This window comes from Bacteroides ovatus, from assembly GCF_001314995.1.
GTDB classification, from domain to species: domain Bacteria; phylum Bacteroidota; class Bacteroidia; order Bacteroidales; family Bacteroidaceae; genus Bacteroides; species Bacteroides ovatus.
In genome coordinates this window covers 4,203,530-4,222,818 of the sequence record NZ_CP012938.1, presented here as the reverse complement: position 1 = coordinate 4,222,818, position 19,289 = coordinate 4,203,530, and the positions used below count along the sequence as shown (strand labels likewise).

Sequence of the window (19,289 nt, the reverse complement as noted above, 5' to 3'; positions counted from 1 at the left end):
TCCCAGCGAATTTTATTATTTTTTTAATACCTTTGTGCCCATATAAATATGAGCAACTGACCTAATGAGTCCACTGAACTTCACCCACATTTTGACACAGGCAGTCGATGAGCTATCGGAAAGCGAATCTTATAAAGGACTGTTTCATCAGCACAAAGATGGCGAGCCACTGCCCTCTGCAAAAGTCTTGTATGAAATTATTGAGCTTTCACGCTCCATTCTTTTCCCCGGATATTACGGAAATTCTACTATTAACAGCCGGACTATCAATTATCACATCGGTGTCAACATTGAAAAATTGTTTGATTTACTTTGTGAGCAAATCTTGGCCGGATTATGTTTTAGCACTTCCATAGAGGGGAAATGCAACGTCTGCTCCGACTCCAAACGAGAAGAAGCTGCACGTCTTGCTGCTAAATTCATCAGTAAGTTACCCGCCATGAGGAGGATACTGGCAACGGATGTGGAAGCCGCCTACAACGGTGACCCGGCTGCCGAAAGCTATGGAGAGGTCATATTCTGTTATCCGGCCATTAAAGCGATCAGCAATTACCGTATCGCGCATGAATTGCTGGAACTGGGTGTTCCTCTGATTCCCCGTATCATCACGGAGATGGCGCATAGCGAAACGGGAATTGATATCCATCCGGCCGCAAAGATTGGCACTCACTTCACCATCGACCATGGTACGGGTGTCGTAATCGGCGCCACGAGTATCATCGGAAACAACGTCAAACTATATCAGGGTGTCACGCTGGGAGCCAAGAGTTTCCCGCTGGATGCCGACGGAAAACCTATCAAGGGAATCCCCCGCCATCCGATCCTGGAAGACAATGTAATTGTTTATTCCAACGCCACTATTCTGGGAAGAATCACCATCGGGCGTGATGCAACCGTAGGCGGTAATATCTGGGTAACGGAAAACGTGCCCGCAGGAGCAAGAATCGTACAAACTAAAGCAAAAAAATAAAATCAAAAGAATCTATATGAGCGAACAATTCGAGATGATAGCCAAGACTTTCCAGGGACTGGAAGAGATACTTGCAGAAGAACTGACAGCATTAGGAGCCAACGACATTCAAATAGGACGTCGTATGGTTTCATTTACAGGAGATAAACGTATGATGTACAAGGCTAATTTCTGTCTACGTACCGCCATCCGTATCCTGAAACCCATCAAGAACTTTACGGCCAAAGATGCTGACGAGGTTTACAATCAAATACAGGCTATTCCATGGGAAGAATATCTCGATGTGAACAAGACATTTGCTATCGATGCAGTAGTATTCAGTGAGGAGTTCCGCCATTCGAAATTCGTTTCGTACAAGGTGAAAGATGCGATTGTGGACTACTTCCGCGAGAAAACGGGTAAACGTCCGTCGGTACGCATCAACAACCCGGATGTACTTCTGAACATTCATATTGCACAGACTACCTGTACCTTGTCGTTGGACTCGTCCGGAGAATCACTTCACCGTCGCGGTTATCGCCAGGAAGCGGTAGAAGCTCCGTTGAATGAGGTATTGGCTGCCGGCATGATTTTAATGACCGGATGGCGTGGAGAATGTGATCTGATCGATCCGATGTGTGGTTCGGGTACTATCCCTGTAGAAGCCGCACTGATTGCTAAGAATATCGCTCCAGGAGTATTCCGTAAAGGGTTTGCTTTTGAAAAATGGGTAGATTTCGATGCGGATATGTTCGATGAGATCTACAATGACGACAGTCAGGAGCGCGAATTTGCTCATAAGATTTACGGATACGACAACAATCCAAAAGCGAATGAGATTGCGACTCACAATATAAAAGCTGCCGGTGTATCGAAAGATATCGTGCTGAAATTGCAACCGTTCCAGCAGTTCGAACAGCCGAAAGAGAAATCAATCATCATCACCAATCCTCCTTATGGGGAACGTATCTCTACGAATGATTTGCTCGGTCTTTACCAGATGATCGGCGAACGTCTGAAACATGCATTTGTAGGAAACGAAGCATGGGTGCTTTCTTATCGGGAAGAGTGTTTCGACCAGATTGGCTTGAAGGCAAGCCAGAAGGTTCCTTTGTTCAATGGACCGTTGGAGTGTGAATTCCGCAAATATGAGATTTTTGACGGAAAATATAAAGAGTTCAAGAGCCAGGAAGAGGGCGAAGAGAAGAAAGAGGGTGAAGGAGAACAAGCTCCAAGATTCAGAGAAAGAAAAGAATTTAAGCCACGCCGCGAAGGTGAGTTCAAGCCGCGTCGGGACGGCGAATCCAGACCTCGCAGAGAGGGAGAATACAAGCCACGCAGAGAAGGTGGCGACTTCAAAGGTGGCGATGAAAAAGATAGAAAACCACGGGGAGAATTCCGCGGAGGAAGAGATTCAAGAGGGCCAAGAGAATTTAGGGGAAACCGGGAGCCGAGGATTCCGAAGAAGGAAGAGGAATAAACGGTTATAATCCCAACAACTTATTCACCCTGTAATTCACTAGTTAATAATTAATTAAAAACTTGAAGTTCCAAATTGGAACTTCAAGTTTACATCATAGTTCTAATGTTCAGTCACAAATTGGAACCTGTCTAAACAAAAAAATGGATGATATAGCTATTATAGAAAACAAAATATACGAAATCAGAGGGCAAAAAGTTATGCTTGACTTTGATTTGGCAGAAATGTATGGAGTTGAAACTAAACGCCTCAAGGAACAAGTACGTCGTAATATTGAACGCTTTCCTGCTGAATTCATGTTCGAGCTAACAAAAGAAGAAGTTGCAATTTCAAGGTCGCAAATTGCGACCTTGAAAACAGGACAAGGATATAACATCAAATATCTTCCGTTTGCATTTACTGAATATGGTATAGTTATGTTATCCAGCGTCCTCAAGTCCAAGACCGCTGTGGAAGTAAATATCAATATTATCCGTGCTTTTGTACGTATGCGCCAATATCTTCTATCCAATATACCTAAAAAGGAGTTGGAAGAATTAAAACAACGCATCGAATATCTCGAAGAAGATATTACTTCTGATAGGGAAAGTTACGAAAAACAATTTGACGACCTATTTAATGCCTTTGCTAAAATAAGTGCAATTATCCAATCAAGACAGACTCCTTTGGACAGAGTAAAAATAGAAGGATTTAAAAACAAATAATAAAGAAAAGAGCAATGAGTAAAATTGGAAAAAGAGCCATTCTGTTATTGTTGGCACTACCAATCGGATTCAATGTTATGGCACAAGAAACCAAAAAACCGACGCTGGAAGAACTGATTCCGGGCGGCGAGAGTTACCTCTATGCAGAAAACCTGTACGGGCTGCAATGGTGGGGCGACGAATGTATCAAGCCAGGAGTAGATACCCTTTATTCAATTCAACCCAAAACCGGGAAAGAAACAATGGTTATCACTCGCGAGCAAATCAACAAAGTGCTTGAAGAAAACAAGGCAGGAAAATTATCACACCTGTATTCCGTCCGTTTTCCATGGACAGACAAGGCACAAATGCTATTCACGATAGCAGGAAAGTTCATTGTATATAATTTCAAGAACAATCAGGTTGTCAGCACTTTCAAACCAAAGGACGGGGCAAATAATGAAGACTATTGCGCAGCCAGTGGAAATGTGGCTTACACGATAGATAACAATCTATATGTGAATGAGAAAGCAGTAACCAATGAACCCGAAGGCATCGTTTGCGGACAAACAGTGCACCGCAATGAATTCGGTATCAACAAAGGAACTTTCTGGAGTCCGAAAGGCAACCTGCTCGCTTTCTACCGTATGGATGAAAGCATGGTGACACAATACCCGCTTGTAGACATCACTGCACGTGTAGGCGAAGTAAATAACGTACGCTATCCGATGGCAGGAATGACGAGCCATCAGGTAAAAGTAGGCATTTACAACCCTGCTACCGGTAAAAGCATTTATCTGAATGCAGGCGATCCGACAGACCGTTATTTCACTAACATCAGCTGGGCACCGGATGAAAAGAGCCTCTACCTGATCGAAGTAAACCGCGACCAGAATCATGCCAAACTCTGCCAGTACAACGCAGAGACAGGAGAACCCATGGGAGTTCTCTATGAAGAAATGCACCCTAAATACGTTGAACCGCAAAACCCCATCGTATTTTTGCCGTGGGACCCTACCAAGTTCATCTATCAAAGTCAGCGTGACGGCTACAATCACCTTTATCTCTTTGAGACAAATGCAGCAAACATGAAAGGTGAAACCTATAATAGTGCCAACGGCGGTAGTTATTTCCAGGCCGGTAAAGTAAAACAGCTAACCAAAGGCAACTGGCTGGTCAGCGAAATCCTAGGATTCAACACAAAGCGTAAAGAGGTCATCTTCACTGCCGTAGAAGGCTTGAGAAGCGGCCATTTTGCAGTAAACGTAAGTAATGGAAAGATAAGCCAGCCGTTTGAGAACTGCAAGGAAAGCGAACATAGCGGAACACTTAGCGCCTCTGGCACATACCTTATCGACCGTTATTCCACCAAAGACCAACCCCGCGTCATCAACCTGGTAGACACCAAAAACTTCAAAGAAACAGCCAACTTGCTGACAGCCGAAAATCCTTACGACGGATACCAGATGCCAAGCATCGAAACCGGAACAATCAAAGCGGCAGACGGCACTACCGACCTGCATTACCGCCTGATGAAGCCGGCAAACTTCGATCCGGCTAAGAAATATCCCGTAATCGTATATGTCTACGGAGGCCCTCACGCGCAATGCGTCACCGGAGGATGGCAGAACGGCGCACGCGGATGGGACACATACATGGCAAGCAAAGGCTATATCATGTTCACCATCGACAATCGCGGTAGCAGCAACCGCGGACTAACATTTGAAAATGCCACCTTCCGCCGTCTCGGCATCGAAGAAGGCAAAGACCAGGTAAAAGGCGTTGAATTCCTGAAATCCCTCCCCTACGTAGACAGCGAGCGCATCGGCGTACACGGATGGAGTTTTGGAGGTCACATGACTACCGCCCTGATGCTCCGTTACCCGGAGATATTCAAAGTAGGCGTTGCCGGAGGTCCGGTAATCGACTGGGGTTACTATGAAATAATGTACGGCGAACGCTATATGGACACACCGGAAAGCAATCCGGAAGGCTACAAAGAATGTAATCTGAAAAACCTTGCCGACCAACTGAAAGGTCACCTATTGATTATTCACGACGACCACGACGACACCTGCGTGCCACAACACACCCTGTCGTTCATGAAAGCCTGTGTAGATGCCCGCACTTATCCCGACCTGTTTATCTACCCGTGCCACAAGCACAACGTAGCAGGACGCGACCGTGTACATCTGCATGAGAAAATCACCCGGTACTTTGAGCAGAACTTATAAAACTGACAAAGACACCACCGTATCCATACGAATCATAGATAACAGTATAAATCCATAACAATACAAAGATGAAGATATTATTACTTGGCTCGGGCGGCCGCGAACATGCACTGGCATGGAAAATTGCCCAAAGTCCGAAAGTTGAAAAACTGTACATTGCTCCGGGAAATGCCGGAACAACTGCCGTAGGCGAGAATGTCAACATCAAAGCAACCGATTTTGAAGCCATCAGCGCTTTCGCTCTGAAAGAGAACATTCAAATGGTAGTAGTAGGCCCCGAAGATCCGTTGGTAGAAGGAATCTACGACTACTTCCAGAACCGTCCGGAGCTAAAGCATATTGCCGTTATCGGTCCTTCGGCTCAAGGAGCAGAACTGGAAGGAAGCAAGGAGTTTGCCAAAGGCTTCATGATGCGCCACAACATCCCGACAGCCCGCTACAAAAGCATCACTTCGGCAAACCTCGAAGAAGGTCTCGCTTTCCTCGAAACGCTGGAAGCTCCATACGTATTGAAGGCTGATGGTCTTTGTGCCGGAAAAGGAGTACTTATCCTCCCTACACTGGACGAAGCTAAAGTAGAACTGAAAGAAATGCTGGGTGGCATGTTCGGCTCTGCATCGGCAACCGTTGTAATCGAAGAGTTCCTAAGCGGTATCGAGTGCTCTGTATTCGTACTGACAGACGGAGAACACTATAAAGTCCTCCCCGTAGCCAAAGACTACAAACGCATCGGTGAAGGCGATAAAGGACTAAATACAGGCGGTATGGGTAGCGTAACCCCCGTTCCGTTTGCCGATGAAGTATTTATGGAGAAAGTACGCACACGCATCATCGAACCGACCATCAACGGCCTGAAAGAAGAAAACATCACTTACAAAGGCTTCATCTTCCTCGGCCTTATCAAGGTGAAAGGTGAACCGATGGTGATCGAATACAACGTCCGCATGGGCGACCCGGAAACAGAAAGCGTGATGCTCCGTATCCAGAGCGACTTCGTAGAACTGCTTGAAGGTACTGCCGCAGGCAACCTGAACGAAAAAACACTGGTGATGGACCCACGTTCAGCCGGCTGTGTCATCCTTGTCAGCGGCGGTTATCCCGAAGCCTACGAAAAAGGATTCCCTATCAGCGGACTGGAACAGGCTGCCGCTACCGACAGTATCATTTTCCATGCCGGAACAGCCATGAAAGACGGACAAGTAGTGACGAACGGAGGACGTGTGATTGCCGTTTGCTCTTACGGTGCAACGAAAGAAGAGGCACTGGCACAGAGCTACAAAGTGGCAGACATGATCGACTTCGACAAGAAGTATTTCCGCCGCGATATCGGATTCGATTTGTAATTCAAGTTTCGCACGCAAGTAGCCCTATTCCGCATAGCGTTGAACATCATTGACTTGTCAAGCATTAATAGTTGAGTTATCAAGTATTAATAGTTTAGACGACAATTGTTAATACTTAAGGAATCAGGTATTAACAGCTGACAGGATGGTTGTTAACATCAAGCATGCAGGATATTAATATCCGGAATATCAACCGAATGTACCTATAGTATCAAGAGATAACAAGTAATAAACTCATGAGAAATAAAAGACTACAAAGTCAAGTGACGGCAGGACGGTGGACCCTGCCTGCCGTTATCTTTATCTGCGCCCTATGCTGGGTGTTGACTTACTTTTTATTTCCCGGTTCCATAGCCTCAACCGTACTCGAAGGCAGCCCTTCTGCCTGGCAACCCGCCCGCGATTTTCTGCTTCCGGGGTGGGCAGACCGGATTGTCAGCTTCCTGATTTATGCAACCATCGGTTACTTTCTGATAGAGCTGAACAATCAGTTCAGCATTATCCGTATGAGGGCTTCCATGCAGACGGCTATCTATTTCCTGCTGGTCACCGTCTGCCCGAAAATGCATTACCTATATACAGGAGATATTGTTGCCCTGGGCTTTCTCATTTCCATTTATTTTCTGTTTAAAAGCTATCAGCAAACACAAGCTGCGGGTTATTTATTCTACTCCTTCTTCTTTATCGGAGCGGGAAGTATTCTGTTCCCACAGTTCACCATCCTCTCGGTGCTTTGGTTGCTCGAAGCCTACCGTTTCCAGTCGCTCACTCCGCGTAGTTTCTGCGGTGCGCTGCTCGGATGGATGCTGCCATACTGGATGCTGTTCGGACACGCCTTCTTCTACAATGAGATGGAGTTGTTCTATCGCCCTTTCAATCAGCTACTGACTATCGGGGAATTCTTCAACCTGCAAATCCTCCAGCCTTGGGAACTGGCAATACTCGGCTATCTGTTGGTGATGTTCATCGTCAGTGCCGTCCATTGCATCGCCGCCGGATTTGAGGATAAGATACGCACACGCGCCTATCTCCAATTCCTGATAGACCTGACGATTTTCCTGTTCCTGCTGATTGCCCTGCAACCGATATATTGCAGTGCCCTATTGCCTTTGCTTATCATAAGCAACAGCATCCTGATCGGACATTTCTTTGTACTGACCAATAGTAAAAGTTCGAATGTGTTTTTCATCATTTCATTGGTCGGTCTCATCCTCTTATTCGCTTTTAATATATGGACGCTTTTATAGATTCAACGATACAACTCCTCATAGAATGGGGACTCCCGGGATTATTCATCTCGGCTTTACTGGCTGGGAGCATCGTGCCTTTCAGTTCCGAACTGGTACTGGTGGCACTGGTGAAACTCGGTCTGCCCCCGATAGCCTGTCTGATCTCCGCCACTCTGGGCAACACAGTAGGCGGAATGACTTGCTACTACATGGGACGTCTGGGCAAAATCAGTTGGATCGAGAAATATTTCAAGGTAAAGAAAGAGAAAGTAGACAAAATGGTGAAATTCCTGCAAGGGAAAGGAGCATTGATGGCCTTCTTCACCTTTCTTCCCGCCATTGGGGAAGTGATAGCCATTGCACTGGGATTTATGCGAAGCAACACATGGCTCACCATAGTTTCCATGTTTGTCGGCAAACTGATACGTTATATTCTTCTCCTGTATGCACTCGAAAGTGCCTGGGACGCTATAGCAGGATAAGGATTTTAAATATCAGGTAAAAAGTATTAGACGTTAGACAGTAAGCATTAGAGATTGTATGATGGAAAGGATTATTGAGAAAACCGACGACGGGAGCGCTACCCTGTTTGTTCCGGAATTGAATGAACATTATCATTCAACGAAAGGGGCACGCACGGAGTCTCAACATATTTTCATCGATATGGGACTTAAAGCCTCTTCCGCCACTACTCCACATATTCTTGAGATCGGCTTCGGGACAGGGCTAAACGCCTGGCTCACCCTTGAAGAAGCAGAAAGAAGCAGACGGAATATACACTATACAGGATTGGAACTCTATCCACTGGAATGGCAGACGATAGAGCAATTAGGATATATCTCCAATGATGAACAATTAACGACGACCGCCCGGCAGCAACCGGCTATCGAATTGTTTAAGCAACTTCATACATCACCTTGGGAGAAAGACGTGCAACTCACTCCACACTTCACCCTACGGAAAGTAGAGACAGACGTAAACAAATGGGTTGAGAACAGAGAACGAACAATGAGCAATATCAATGATAGCGTAACCAACGCCGAATCACCTGCCCTGAATCTTTCATTTAACCTCATTTACTTCGATGCCTTTGCACCGGAAAAGCAACCGGAAATGTGGTCGCAAGAACTATTCAACCGCCTCTACGTTTTATTAGATAGAGACGGCATCCTGACCACTTACTGCGCCAAAGGTGTCGTCCGCCGGATGTTACAGACAGCCGGATTCACAGTAGAACGTCTGCCCGGACCTCCGGGTGGTAAACGGGAAATATTACGGGCCCGAAAATAAGAATAGAAACAAGATAAAAAAGAACCCCCGAAATAGAAGAAGTCATGAAAAAACAACTAAAAGATATGAGAACCCTTTTCCTCCTTAGTGCCTGCCTCCTAATGGCAGCCTGCACAGGACGCTCTTCCCAAGCAAGCAACGATGACGAAGCAAAACCGGTGATTACCGTCACCCTGGAACCGCAACGTTATTTCACGGAAGCTATTGCCGGAGATAAATTTAAAGTAGTCAGCATGGTCCCCAAAGGTTCCAGCCCGGAAACCTATGATCCTGTCCCCCAACAACTTGTTTCTCTGGGAGACAGCAAAGCCTATTTCCGCATCGGATACATCGGATTCGAACAGACCTGGATGGATCGTTTGATGAACAATACCCCCCATATTCAAGTGTTCGACACCTCCAAAGGGATTGACCTCATACTCAACAATGATGACCACGACCACGGACATAACAGTAACGACGGGCATATCCACGCCGTAGAACCGCACGTATGGAATTCCACCGGTAATGCTTTAATCATTGCAGGAAACACCTACAAAGCCCTTAGCCAACTGGATAAGACAAATGAGGTATACTATAGAAACCGCTACGATTCGCTCTGCCAGCGTATCCAGCACACCGACAGCCTGATTCGCCGTCAACTCTCCGTTCCCGAAGCAGCCAAAGCCTTCATGATTTATCATCCGGCTCTCTCCTACTTCGCCCGCGACTACGGATTGCATCAGATTTCCATCGAAGAAGGAGGCAAAGAACCTTCTCCCGCCCATCTGAAAGCCTTGATAGACCTGTGTCAGGCAGAAGATGTACGTGTAATCTTTGTTCAACCGGAATTTGACAAACGCAATGCGGAAACCATCGCGCAGCAAACCGAAACGAAAGTGATCCCTATCAATCCGCTAAGTTACGACTGGGAAGAAGAAATGCTGAATGTAGCCAAAGCCCTCGCGCCACAGGCTGCAACAAAATAAATGTATAAAGAAAGAACCCATCAAGCCATTTCCAACGATGAAACCAATAATCGAAATAAAGAATCTTTCCGCCGGATATGACGGTCGCACTGTTCTCCACGATGTTAATCTAAGCATCTACGAACGGGATTTTCTAGGTATTATAGGTCCGAACGGAGGCGGCAAAACGACGCTTATAAAGTGCATCCTCGGTCTGTTGAAGCCAACCGGAGGGGAAATTATATTCCATACTCCTGAAAAAGCATCTACTAAAACCACTTCTACTTTCCTGGGTTATCTGCCTCAATACAACAGTATAGACCGGAAGTTCCCTATTTCCGTGGAAGAAGTGATCCTATCCGGATTAAGCATACAAAAATCGCTCACTTCACGATTTACTCCCGAACAGAAAGAGAAAGGTAAACAGATTATTTCCCGCATGGGGCTTGAAGGACTCGAACACCGTTCTATCGGGCAATTAAGCGGCGGGCAGCTGCAACGTGCCCTGTTGGGACGTGCCATCATCTCCGACCCTGCGGTATTGATTCTCGATGAACCCAGCACGTATATCGACAAGCGTTTCGAAGCACGCCTTTATGAGTTATTGGCTGAAATCAATAAAGAATGTGCCATTATCCTTGTCAGTCACGACATCGGCACTGTATTGCAACAGGTAAAATCTATCGCTTGCGTCAACGAAACGCTGGATTACCATCCGGATACAGGCGTTACTACCGAATGGCTGGAAAGGAACTTCAACTGCCCTATCGAGCTATTGGGACACGGTACATTGCCTCACCGGGTTTTAGGAGAGCATCATCACCATCATTAAAGATATCTGCAAAAGACGACCTACATGAATCTATTTGTGCAAAAAAGTTCATTGGTAGATTCGTGCAAACAAATTAGAGCAAACAATTCTTTATATAGCCCTCTATTTCTTGTGCAGTCACATCATAAACAGGTTCAAGCTGCTCAAAATGGGAATCCCTCGTAAAGCGGTTGCTATTAGTAAGCATTGCCAAAAGGTTCTTAGACTTCAGCCTGTGTCCGGAGTAGCTTAAAGCCAAAGATATTAAATCATTGACAGGCACACCGGATTTTAAAATGGAGTAAATATCGTAGTAATCACGAAAGTTGCTTCTACGCAACAACACTTCCATCTTCATTGCTCCGATAGATTTCACATCAGCCAGTTTCAGATTATTCAGGTAGCTTACCGGCTCACTTACCGGAGAATATTTAGGGCAAGCATAAAACGAAAATTTCACTCCTGACACAAGATATTCCACATGATCTATATCCAGAATATCTTTATGCTGAATCTCTCCAATCGTAGCTAGTTCTTTCTCTATCTGATACCAAGCTACCTCCATCTTCTCTATCTTGGAAGTGCGCCACTTCATAAAATCCAAATCCTCACTCTGACGAGTTCCGATTTGTAAAGACAAGGCAGTTCCACCGACCAGAAGATAAGGTTTTATGCAATCCAATTGGGAAACCGCTTCAAAAATCTGCAGTGTGTGTGGAGCTAATCCTTTCATAGAAGTATTTTGTTTAGGCGACGAGTAGCCATAGATTTTATATAAGCGTCCGGTTTCTTTGCTTTAAAATAGTACCATGCAAAAAAACGGTTCAACGTATAGAGATATTCCTCTTGTGGAATGAGATAATCCAGCCATACCTGCTTGATTTTCTTGAAAGGATAAACCAAAAAAAGCTGATTAATTTCCTCTAAATCAAGATGCAACAACGTTTTTTCAATCAGCATATCATCCGGAATATCTTTGATTGAATCTTCATTGTACGACCAAAAACAATGTTCCTGCTTCAATTTCGACAATAGTTCCTGCTTTATAACATCAACAGACATAGGTTACTGTTTATTAGGTAAGACAAAAATAGTATTTACCAAAGAGCCACTTTGCCCAAAGAACCAAGTTCCAAGCTTGCCGTTTTCACGCCCATTGCCTTGAATGCTCTTACAATAGTAGAAAAGGATATACTTTTCCCACTTTCTATTTTCGAGATTTGTGCCCTTTTAACCCCCATAAGCTCACCTAATTGTTCTTGGGTAAGATTCTTGGCCTCTCTCGCCCGTTTAATAGCCTCACCTATAAGAAAGTTATTAATATCAGTCTCATATTTTTCGCGTGCTGGAGTACCTTTTGTACCTATCACTCTATCCAGCATTTCTTCATGAGTATAAAGTTTCATTTCCTCCATATATTTTACATTAAACCTTGCTTTCTCTTCCATGACTTTGTGTTTACATAGCAAAGATACAAAAAACGTTCCTATTTTGGAAACAAGAACCCATGTATTTTAGTTCATTCCCTATCTAATACCAAGCAATCTCTAACTTCAGCTGATGTCTCAAGTGTTAACACCTAACGGCCAAGCTATTAATAGCAAACTTCCGCTTCTCCAATAGCAAAGTTATGCTTGACTAAGGATAATCTATAAACGCAAGTTACGTTTATAAAATTGCAAGCTTTGTTTTTATAATTGCAAGTTGCGTTTATAAAAACAAAACTTGCAATTATAGTTTATGACTAATGAAAAGGAAGTTTGCTATTAAGGCAAAAGAAGTTCACTAACAGGATAAAGGAAGTTTATCTCTAATACATCAGGGCTTATTTATTAAGGTCCGAAAAGAAATGCCCCGTCAAGTCATAGAAATGCAATTCACATTTCTGCTTGACGGGGCATTTTATCATTCTATTCTCTTATTCCAAAACTATTCTTTGTTCTTCTGCGTCACCTCAATGCCTTGCGGCCATACAGCAGGCGATGTATGTACATGAGCATCATTTCCATGTCCGGTATAATCCTCGGCAATGTCACCATGCCCTTCGTTAAATTTCCAATAAGCACAAAGTCCGGTAGTAGCAGGATCTACGTTATACATATTATCGAAAATCTCCTGCTGGGTTCGCATCACGTTCCAAACACGTACTTCACAGATTTCACCATCGAGTTGGCGGGAGAAATCGGTAGGTTCGCCATAGGAATGGCCGATTTTGAACATGAAATCCTTACCACGATTCTGCATACCCAGATTAATAGGTTCTCCTTTACCATAATCCTCAATACGGCTCTGTTCACGACCGTCTACGTAGATAACCGCCACTTTCTTTTCTGTATCAAACGTCACCGCTACATGATACCATTCGCCTTCTTGCAAAAGCTTGCTGTTATCAGCGTTCGGAAATTTAATCTCATTGCACGAGAATTGCAACTGTTGCGCCGGAAAACCTGCATCACCCAAGCGGAACAAGCAATATTGCTCGATACCCATAATCGTAGATATTTCTCTTGCAGTTACACCATTCTTAAAGTTATTCACACGTATAATAGCCTCGTAGGTGAGTTGCTTCATGTTATTCACCACATCAGCCGTGGAACTTCCTTTATCAAAGCCCGGCACTTCAAAGAAATTATTTTTCAAACTGACAGCCGTAGTGATGGCACTGGAACGACGTACCACATAACAAATAGTCTTTGAACCGCCTAGTGTACCCATACCACCCGACACCTGGTCGATAGTGATGGGGAGCAAATAGCCTGCATCAATTTCAAGGTCAGTAAGACCGGAGAAGTCGATAGTGACAGGTTTGGAGCTGACTTCACCTTGCGGGATAACAGTCTGACCTGCCGACAGTTTGTAATGCTTGGCATCAAGCATGGTATAGTTAGCACCAAGACGGGCGTTATAAGTATTCACCAGCGAGGCGTCTACTTTAATACCGACATTGATATCCTCGCCTGCAGGACGTGCCAACAAAGCGGAAATTTCCTTTTGTCCCGTCTCTATGGTACGGTTAAAAGTAAAGTTGGACACGTCCTTTAGCTTGGCTGCATCCAAATAGACGACATTATCGAAAGGGGAGGCATTGCTATAGTCTTTATTATCACAGCCGATGGCACATAACAACAGGGCCGTAGTTATGATAGCCGGTGAAATGATAGTAAGCATACCTCGAAGTATTTTTTTTGTTTTCATACCAGTTCGTATATTAAGTTTAATCAAAAACATAAATCACTTATGTGCCCTATTTATATAGCCGTCCGAACACAAAAAAGACGGCAAATTTACATATCGAAATTACCGTCTGATACACCATTAAAGCTTTTACTATACAATACACTGCTAAGCATGGCTACACCCAACTCTGTGAATACATACGGATTAGGTCTTACTCCATTTTTATAGCATGAGGTTGTGTCAAAACGTTGGCACAACCTCTTTTATATTTTACAGTTCTGCTATATTTTCTTTTGGCTATGCTGCTTTTTCCTCATGCATTTGGCAACAAGTTGCTATATTCCAATTATATCGGGTTATAAATAGTCCCATAAACATATATTTGGCAACTGTAATGAGCCCCTTTCCTTCTTTTATCAGTTTAGCACACATTTTTTTGATATTAAAGGCTATAGCAAAGAAAGCAAAGTCCATTGTAACCTTGTCTTCTCCCACATGCCGGAATCTTCTGTATGCCATGTTGTATTTCATTTGTCCAAACACAGCCTCTGGTTCTATACACCTCCTGCCTCTATGCTTGATACCTTCTTCTGAGAGCAACCTTTCCCGTGCCTGCCGTTTGTATTGATTTAATCGGTGGTTGACTTCTATAATACGGTTCCCCCGAGCTTTAAAACAACTGCCACGCAAAGGGCAACCTTCGCATCTTTTTGCTTTATACCGGGCACTTTCGATGATGTATCCGCTCGCTGTCTTGTCACGTTTGGTTCCTATACGGTTCATGTGCTGTCCCATAGGACAAACGTAATAATCCTCTTGGGCATTGTAATGGAGACTTTCGGCATGGAATGGGTTGGGAGTATAACGAGGACGCTGTTCTTTATGGAAGTAATTATACTTGATGAAGGCTTCTATCCCATTCTCCTGCATGAACCGGTAATTTTCTTCCGAACCGTAACCGGAGTCTGCCACACAGATATTCGGTAAACGGTTATAGCGGTACTGGAAAGAGTGGAAAAAAGGTATGAGGGTCAGTGTATCGGTAGGGTTGGGAAACAGACGGAAGTCTGTGATGAATTGGTTTTCAGTACCTATTTGCAGATTATATCCGGGTTTGGTCTGCCCGTTCTTCATGGCATCTTCTTTCATGCGCATGAATGTGGCACCAGGATCGGTCTTGGAATAGGAGTTACGTTCTCCAAGGGTATCAAGGTGATTGTCGTATTCTATCAGCTTGTCACGATACCCTTCAAGTTCCATGACCTGCTTCTTCTTTTTGCGCAGGGCTTTCTTTTCTTCCTTATCCTTTGTTGCAGGCTGGCGTTCCAGGGCTTCTTTAAGTTCATCCACTATGTCAGAGAGCCTGCAGGGAGTAAACTCCACGGATGTGTCTTTTATAGAGTTCTCCTGTGCAATGGCTTCATCCACCTGTTCCAAGAGAATACGGATTTTATCCATTAGTCTCGTACGGTTCCGTTCGACTGTCTTGCGCCAGACAAAAGTATATTTGTTGGCTTTGGATTCAATCTTGGTGCCGTCGATATACTCCACATCAAGGCTGATGAAACCTTTATCGGCAAGGACAAGAACCAACTGGGTAAATACATTATTTATTTCCTCCTTTACACGGTTACGAAAACGGTTGATCGTGATAAAATCCGGATGCTCATTACCGGCAAGCCAAATATAATGAATGTCACGAAGGAGGTGCTTCTCTATTTTACGGCAAGAATAGATATTATTCATGTAGGCGTAGATTATCACCTTAAGCATCATTTTAGGATGATAAGGACAACGGCCCGTTTCCTTATAAAGCTTCTTGAAACTCTCAAGATTGAGATTGTCAATAACAGCATTCACGATGCGGACCGGGTCGGTCGCAGCTATGTTTTCATCAATTCTTTGTGGAAAAAGAACGGTTTGGTTGGGAATGTAAGGACGAAAATGTAACTTTGCCATAACGAAAAACTTTATACCTAAAGATACGAAAACTTTGGGTAATAACAAAGCCCGGGCTTGAGAAAGTCTGGGCTTTGCGCATAAAAAAAGGCTGTGTCAGCGTTTTGACACAACCTCATCTTGGGTTTCTTCACTCGAAATCTGAAACATAACGTCAGAAGGAAAACGTTCTATATTTCGTTTGACAGCCTGATTAAGCACTTTTGTCTGAACTCCATACATCTCTGCCAAATCATGGTCAAGCATCACTTTCTGACCTCTAAACTCATATATTCTATTTTGAATTATCTGCAATTGATCCATCTTGTATGTCTGTTATAAATAGCCTCGAACTATTCATATTATATATCGGGGTCAAAAGTAATCAATAAGTTTAGATTGCGGTTACATTTTTACGAAAAGAATCCACTGCAAATGACAACTATCAACGGTAATTTCAATATGTCAAAGAACGAATTTTTCCTTTATCTATGGAAAAGTATTTATTGATAATATTCAAAGGAAGATTTACCAGTCTTTTCTATATGGATTCTTATCAGGACCAAGCTTTAATTGATAGTCCAGAAAATTTGCCCCATAAAGAGCATCTCCCCATAGAAGCTCATTATTTACAAAATCCCAGCTATCACCCTCATCCATAAATGACTGAAAACTATACTCAGCCAACATAACCTTAACAGCTTGTTCATAGCCCCCATATTCAGTACCGATAAGGTCACCTCCATAAACAATGATGTTGCTCTTTTTATATCCTGCAGCCTTCCATTTTGCTATATTCTCTGCAGCAAGCGGTCTTATAGTGGGATTATTGTCAGAATAACAAGGTATATTTACACTTCCATAACAAGCAGGATCCAGTCCGGCAATAGGTTTACGCGAATATTTGCTATAAACTTGGGTACCCTCCGGATTAGGGGTAATGGCTTCTACCACTTCTGTTGGCGAAAAGTAACCATGCCATGCATAATCAAGATATCTACCAGCTTCGATTCCCCCACATTTGTTTACATCGTAGAAATATTCCGTAGCCTCTCCTTTATCAACCAACGTTAACAACTTGTCCGGTAAAGCCTCGCGAAGAGCTTTTATCAGTTTGGGGTATGAAGTAGTATTCATTGCAGGCATCCCTGCCTTACCATATTTACTATCATCATCCCATAAATTTACGCCGTCCAAATAGTAACGTTCTATTATACTTTTCACTTGATAGACAAAATCTGCTATCTGCACATCATTCATATTACAGAAGCCGACACCTTTACCACCATTCTCAATACAAATACAAACTTTGCTGCCAATTTCCTGAAGGTGCCGAATGTATTTATCTCTATGCTCCAATACGTAAGACAGGTCATTTCCTGGCGCAAGCAAAGCACGCTGGCTAACAGCATCGTAACCTATCGTTGCTCTTTTCAGATTTACTATATGGCCCAAGCGACTATAGGGAGGAAAAGGGGGTACTCCCTCATCTCTAATTGCCAATACGCCAGCTATTAAAGGACTATACGTTTCTGTATTCACATAAAACACTGTAGTTACACCAGACATTAGTGGCGGGATTTCTTGTGTTTGCCCCTCTCCATCAGGCTCACACATAGTAGTCCTCTCCCTGAAATTCACTCTGTAATAAATTACTTGTTTATTCCCTTGTGCATCTACTCCTACAGGATTTTGTGTCAAAGCAATCGCTAACAAATAAAGTGTTTCAGGCTTCAATCCATCAGGAGAAAGAGTTATGCTGATAGTTCCGGATTCTTTCTTTCCAGCAGCCACAGTAAGCGAACCGCCATTTCCCAAAGTTACGTTAGCAACAGGAAATTCCTTCATATCAGTTTCGTTATCACTGTTATATTGAGCCACAAGCTCCGGAGACGGAATGGCTTTTACCGTAACAGCCGTTATAGCAGGCTTTGTCAGTGCATAACATATCTCTTCGGTTACAGCTCCATCACCTTCGTACATACTGACAGTAATCTTATTAGAAAAAGTTTTTCCACTGCATAACTGCCCTCCGACGCTATTCATCGGCGTTTCGTCCGGCAACTGCCCGGCAGGCATGGAAATATCATCTTCAGTACACCCCGTCGTTGCTACCATCAGCAGTGACAGCATCAGAAAGACGAAGTATTTAAATGGGTTATTTTTCATATCATTATAGTGTTTTACAGGTTTCACAATAAATAATCTCTTAGTTATGCCCCTTATTTGGACGGGTTCATTATTTGGATAGCTAGCCGACTAGTCTCATAATTCATCTTCGTATGATAGTAATCATCACCCAAAGCATAGATAGCAAGTCCGCCTACAGGACCCAAAGAAACAACACGGTTTGTCATCTCGGTAACAGCGTCCAGTTTTTCACCTTCTTCATCCACTAGCTTTTCATTAATCTTGGCGGAGAGCAATAGTTTCTCTTTAGGGATTGAGAAGTTTTCTATCACGCCTGCCACATAGAGTTTCAAATCTACGGCAGAGGTAATCGTAGCAGTGTTCAAGACTACATAATCCAGCTTATTCAGATCTGCGGCATCCATAAAGGCAGGATCACCTTCAAATACCAACAGTTTGCCATCTCCTACAGCAGTAGAAAGCTTGGAAACGATTAATTTGGCCGCTTCACGACGGGCAGTCTGTTCAGCCTCCGTTCCTCCATAAAGAGGAGTACCTTTAATGGCAAACCCATTCATACCCAACTGGGAAGCGGCAGCAACGACCTTATCCAACCAAGCACCCAGTTTGCCAGCATCGGTCAAGGTAGGCATTTGAGCGGTATAATCCACAAAATAGAGTACCTTAATACTCTTTTCCTGTAACAGGAGAATATCCTCACAGTCATAAGAGGTCAGGCTTTCGGGATGCGTCGGAGTTACGATGTCCAATGAGTCGGGCAATGAACGGAGGTAATCACCTTCATTCTTCGACTTTTCGGCACTATTGTCGAAACTACCGTAAGTGACAAAGTGTTTGCTTTGCCTATACGTACGCAGTGCCTCCATGTAACGAGCCCAAAGTTCAGGATTCTGTTCTTTGGCATGCTGCGGATCAATATCAACAGTTTTCTGATCCGTCCAGTCGCTGCACGAAGCGGTAGCAAGCAATGCCAGCAACAGGAACAGATGAGTGAAGATGTTAGCAATGGAAATTCTCATATTCATATCTTCTTGTTTTAGTTTCTATATCTTCTTGT

The 19,289-nt window shown here is 43.8% G+C and carries 17 protein-coding genes and 2 pseudogenes; 10 read left to right on the top strand and 9 right to left on the bottom strand.

Annotation, left to right across the window (positions count from 1 at the left end):
• Positions 1-64 precede the first annotated feature (64 nt).
• The 10 genes from Bovatus_RS16280 (at position 65) to Bovatus_RS16235 (ending at position 10,987) form a co-directional block, all read left to right on the top strand.
• Entirely contained in the window at positions 65-970 is a 906-nt protein-coding gene (locus tag Bovatus_RS16280) for a serine O-acetyltransferase (protein WP_004296704.1), read from the top strand.
• A gap of 16 nt (positions 971-986) precedes the next feature.
• A complete protein-coding gene (locus Bovatus_RS16275) occupies positions 987-2,429 on the top strand; it encodes a THUMP domain-containing class I SAM-dependent RNA methyltransferase (RefSeq protein WP_004296703.1) in 1,443 nt (480 codons plus the stop codon).
• A gap of 143 nt (positions 2,430-2,572) precedes the next feature.
• The gene (locus Bovatus_RS16270; RefSeq protein WP_004296702.1) at positions 2,573-3,133 is read left to right on the top strand and encodes an ORF6N domain-containing protein; all 561 of its coding nucleotides are present in this window, start codon (positions 2,573-2,575) and stop codon (positions 3,131-3,133) included.
• A 14-nt stretch (positions 3,134-3,147) separates the two neighbouring features.
• Positions 3,148-5,346 carry a S9 family peptidase gene (locus Bovatus_RS16265; RefSeq protein ID WP_004296701.1) on the top strand — a complete coding sequence of 733 codons (2,199 nt, stop codon included), beginning with the start codon at positions 3,148-3,150 and terminating at the stop codon, positions 5,344-5,346.
• Between the two features lie 68 nt (positions 5,347-5,414).
• Complete coding sequence (gene purD, locus Bovatus_RS16260; protein ID WP_004296700.1) at positions 5,415-6,689, top strand: phosphoribosylamine--glycine ligase; 1,275 nt, start codon at positions 5,415-5,417, stop codon at positions 6,687-6,689.
• Between the two features lie 236 nt (positions 6,690-6,925).
• Positions 6,926-7,936: a hypothetical protein gene (locus tag Bovatus_RS16255; protein ID WP_004296699.1), complete on the top strand. Its 1,011-nt coding sequence runs from the start codon at positions 6,926-6,928 to the stop codon at positions 7,934-7,936.
• Positions 7,921-8,400, top strand: coding sequence for a YqaA family protein (locus Bovatus_RS16250; RefSeq protein WP_004296698.1), 480 nt, complete (start codon positions 7,921-7,923; stop codon positions 8,398-8,400). The genes Bovatus_RS16255 and Bovatus_RS16250 overlap by 16 nt, the downstream gene beginning before the upstream one ends.
• 61 nt (positions 8,401-8,461) lie before the next feature.
• On the top strand, positions 8,462-9,208 hold the full coding sequence (mnmD, locus tag Bovatus_RS16245; protein WP_032851885.1) for a tRNA (5-methylaminomethyl-2-thiouridine)(34)-methyltransferase MnmD: 747 nt from the start codon (positions 8,462-8,464) through the stop codon (positions 9,206-9,208).
• A 44-nt stretch (positions 9,209-9,252) separates the two neighbouring features.
• Entirely contained in the window at positions 9,253-10,176 is a 924-nt protein-coding gene (locus Bovatus_RS16240; protein ID WP_004296696.1) for a metal ABC transporter solute-binding protein, Zn/Mn family, read from the top strand.
• Positions 10,177-10,213: 37 nt separating this feature from the next.
• Positions 10,214-10,987 carry a metal ABC transporter ATP-binding protein gene (locus Bovatus_RS16235; protein ID WP_004296695.1) on the top strand — a complete coding sequence of 258 codons (774 nt, stop codon included), beginning with the start codon at positions 10,214-10,216 and terminating at the stop codon, positions 10,985-10,987.
• A gap of 73 nt (positions 10,988-11,060) precedes the next feature.
• On the opposite strand, the gene Bovatus_RS16230 is transcribed toward Bovatus_RS16235, so the two are convergent.
• The 9 genes and pseudogenes from Bovatus_RS16230 to Bovatus_RS16195 all read right to left on the bottom strand — a co-directional run bounded on the left by Bovatus_RS16230 (position 11,061) and on the right by Bovatus_RS16195 (position 19,257).
• Positions 11,061-11,699, bottom strand: a complete 639-nt coding sequence (locus Bovatus_RS16230) for a nucleotidyl transferase AbiEii/AbiGii toxin family protein (RefSeq protein ID WP_004296694.1) — start codon at positions 11,697-11,699, stop codon at positions 11,061-11,063.
• Positions 11,696-12,028 carry a hypothetical protein gene (locus Bovatus_RS16225; protein WP_004296693.1) on the bottom strand — a complete coding sequence of 111 codons (333 nt, stop codon included), beginning with the start codon at positions 12,026-12,028 and terminating at the stop codon, positions 11,696-11,698. The genes Bovatus_RS16230 and Bovatus_RS16225 overlap by 4 nt, the downstream gene beginning before the upstream one ends.
• Positions 12,029-12,063: 35 nt before the next feature.
• Positions 12,064-12,381, bottom strand: coding sequence for a helix-turn-helix domain-containing protein (locus Bovatus_RS16220; RefSeq protein WP_032848631.1), 318 nt, complete (start codon positions 12,379-12,381; stop codon positions 12,064-12,066).
• Between the two features lie 514 nt (positions 12,382-12,895).
• Complete coding sequence (locus Bovatus_RS16215; protein ID WP_049942672.1) at positions 12,896-14,161, bottom strand: DUF1735 and LamG domain-containing protein; 1,266 nt, start codon at positions 14,159-14,161, stop codon at positions 12,896-12,898.
• Positions 14,162-14,286: 125 nt separating this feature from the next.
• Positions 14,287-14,367 (bottom strand): annotated as a pseudogene (locus Bovatus_RS25910) (ORF6N domain-containing protein); the annotation flags it as partial.
• Between the two features lie 73 nt (positions 14,368-14,440).
• A complete protein-coding gene (locus Bovatus_RS16210; protein WP_004296258.1) occupies positions 14,441-16,102 on the bottom strand; it encodes an IS1182-like element ISBf3 family transposase in 1,662 nt (553 codons plus the stop codon).
• A 120-nt stretch (positions 16,103-16,222) separates the two neighbouring features.
• Positions 16,223-16,405, bottom strand: a pseudogene (locus Bovatus_RS16205) (ORF6N domain-containing protein); the annotation flags it as partial.
• A 204-nt stretch (positions 16,406-16,609) separates the two neighbouring features.
• Complete coding sequence (locus Bovatus_RS16200; RefSeq protein ID WP_052587858.1) at positions 16,610-18,250, bottom strand: BT_3987 domain-containing protein; 1,641 nt, start codon at positions 18,248-18,250, stop codon at positions 16,610-16,612.
• Positions 18,251-18,303: 53 nt separating this feature from the next.
• Positions 18,304-19,257, bottom strand: a complete 954-nt coding sequence (locus Bovatus_RS16195; RefSeq protein WP_004296890.1) for a glycoside hydrolase family 18 — start codon at positions 19,255-19,257, stop codon at positions 18,304-18,306.
• Between the last annotated feature and the right edge of the window lie 32 nt (positions 19,258-19,289).

Coding starts and splice junctions, on each gene's coding strand:
- Bovatus_RS16280 (WP_004296704.1), top strand. CDS start 65: ATGAGTCCACTGAACTTCACCCACATTTTGACACAGGCAGTCGATGAG.
- Bovatus_RS16230 (WP_004296694.1), bottom strand. CDS start 11,699: ATGAAAGGATTAGCTCCACACACACTGCAGATTTTTGAAGCGGTTTCC.
- mnmD (WP_032851885.1), top strand. CDS start 8,462: ATGGAAAGGATTATTGAGAAAACCGACGACGGGAGCGCTACCCTGTTT.
- Bovatus_RS16195 (WP_004296890.1), bottom strand. CDS start 19,257: ATGAATATGAGAATTTCCATTGCTAACATCTTCACTCATCTGTTCCTG.
- purD (WP_004296700.1), top strand. CDS start 5,415: ATGAAGATATTATTACTTGGCTCGGGCGGCCGCGAACATGCACTGGCA.
- Bovatus_RS16255 (WP_004296699.1), top strand. CDS start 6,926: ATGAGAAATAAAAGACTACAAAGTCAAGTGACGGCAGGACGGTGGACC.
- Bovatus_RS16235 (WP_004296695.1), top strand. CDS start 10,214: ATGAAACCAATAATCGAAATAAAGAATCTTTCCGCCGGATATGACGGT.
- Bovatus_RS16200 (WP_052587858.1), bottom strand. CDS start 18,250: ATGAAAAATAACCCATTTAAATACTTCGTCTTTCTGATGCTGTCACTG.
- Bovatus_RS16215 (WP_049942672.1), bottom strand. CDS start 14,161: ATGAAAACAAAAAAAATACTTCGAGGTATGCTTACTATCATTTCACCG.
- Bovatus_RS16270 (WP_004296702.1), top strand. CDS start 2,573: ATGGATGATATAGCTATTATAGAAAACAAAATATACGAAATCAGAGGG.
- Bovatus_RS16265 (WP_004296701.1), top strand. CDS start 3,148: ATGAGTAAAATTGGAAAAAGAGCCATTCTGTTATTGTTGGCACTACCA.
- Bovatus_RS16220 (WP_032848631.1), bottom strand. CDS start 12,381: ATGGAGGAAATGAAACTTTATACTCATGAAGAAATGCTGGATAGAGTG.
- Bovatus_RS16275 (WP_004296703.1), top strand. CDS start 987: ATGAGCGAACAATTCGAGATGATAGCCAAGACTTTCCAGGGACTGGAA.
- Bovatus_RS16240 (WP_004296696.1), top strand. CDS start 9,253: ATGAAAAAACAACTAAAAGATATGAGAACCCTTTTCCTCCTTAGTGCC.
- Bovatus_RS16250 (WP_004296698.1), top strand. CDS start 7,921: ATGGACGCTTTTATAGATTCAACGATACAACTCCTCATAGAATGGGGA.
- Bovatus_RS16210 (WP_004296258.1), bottom strand. CDS start 16,102: ATGGCAAAGTTACATTTTCGTCCTTACATTCCCAACCAAACCGTTCTT.
- Bovatus_RS16225 (WP_004296693.1), bottom strand. CDS start 12,028: ATGTCTGTTGATGTTATAAAGCAGGAACTATTGTCGAAATTGAAGCAG.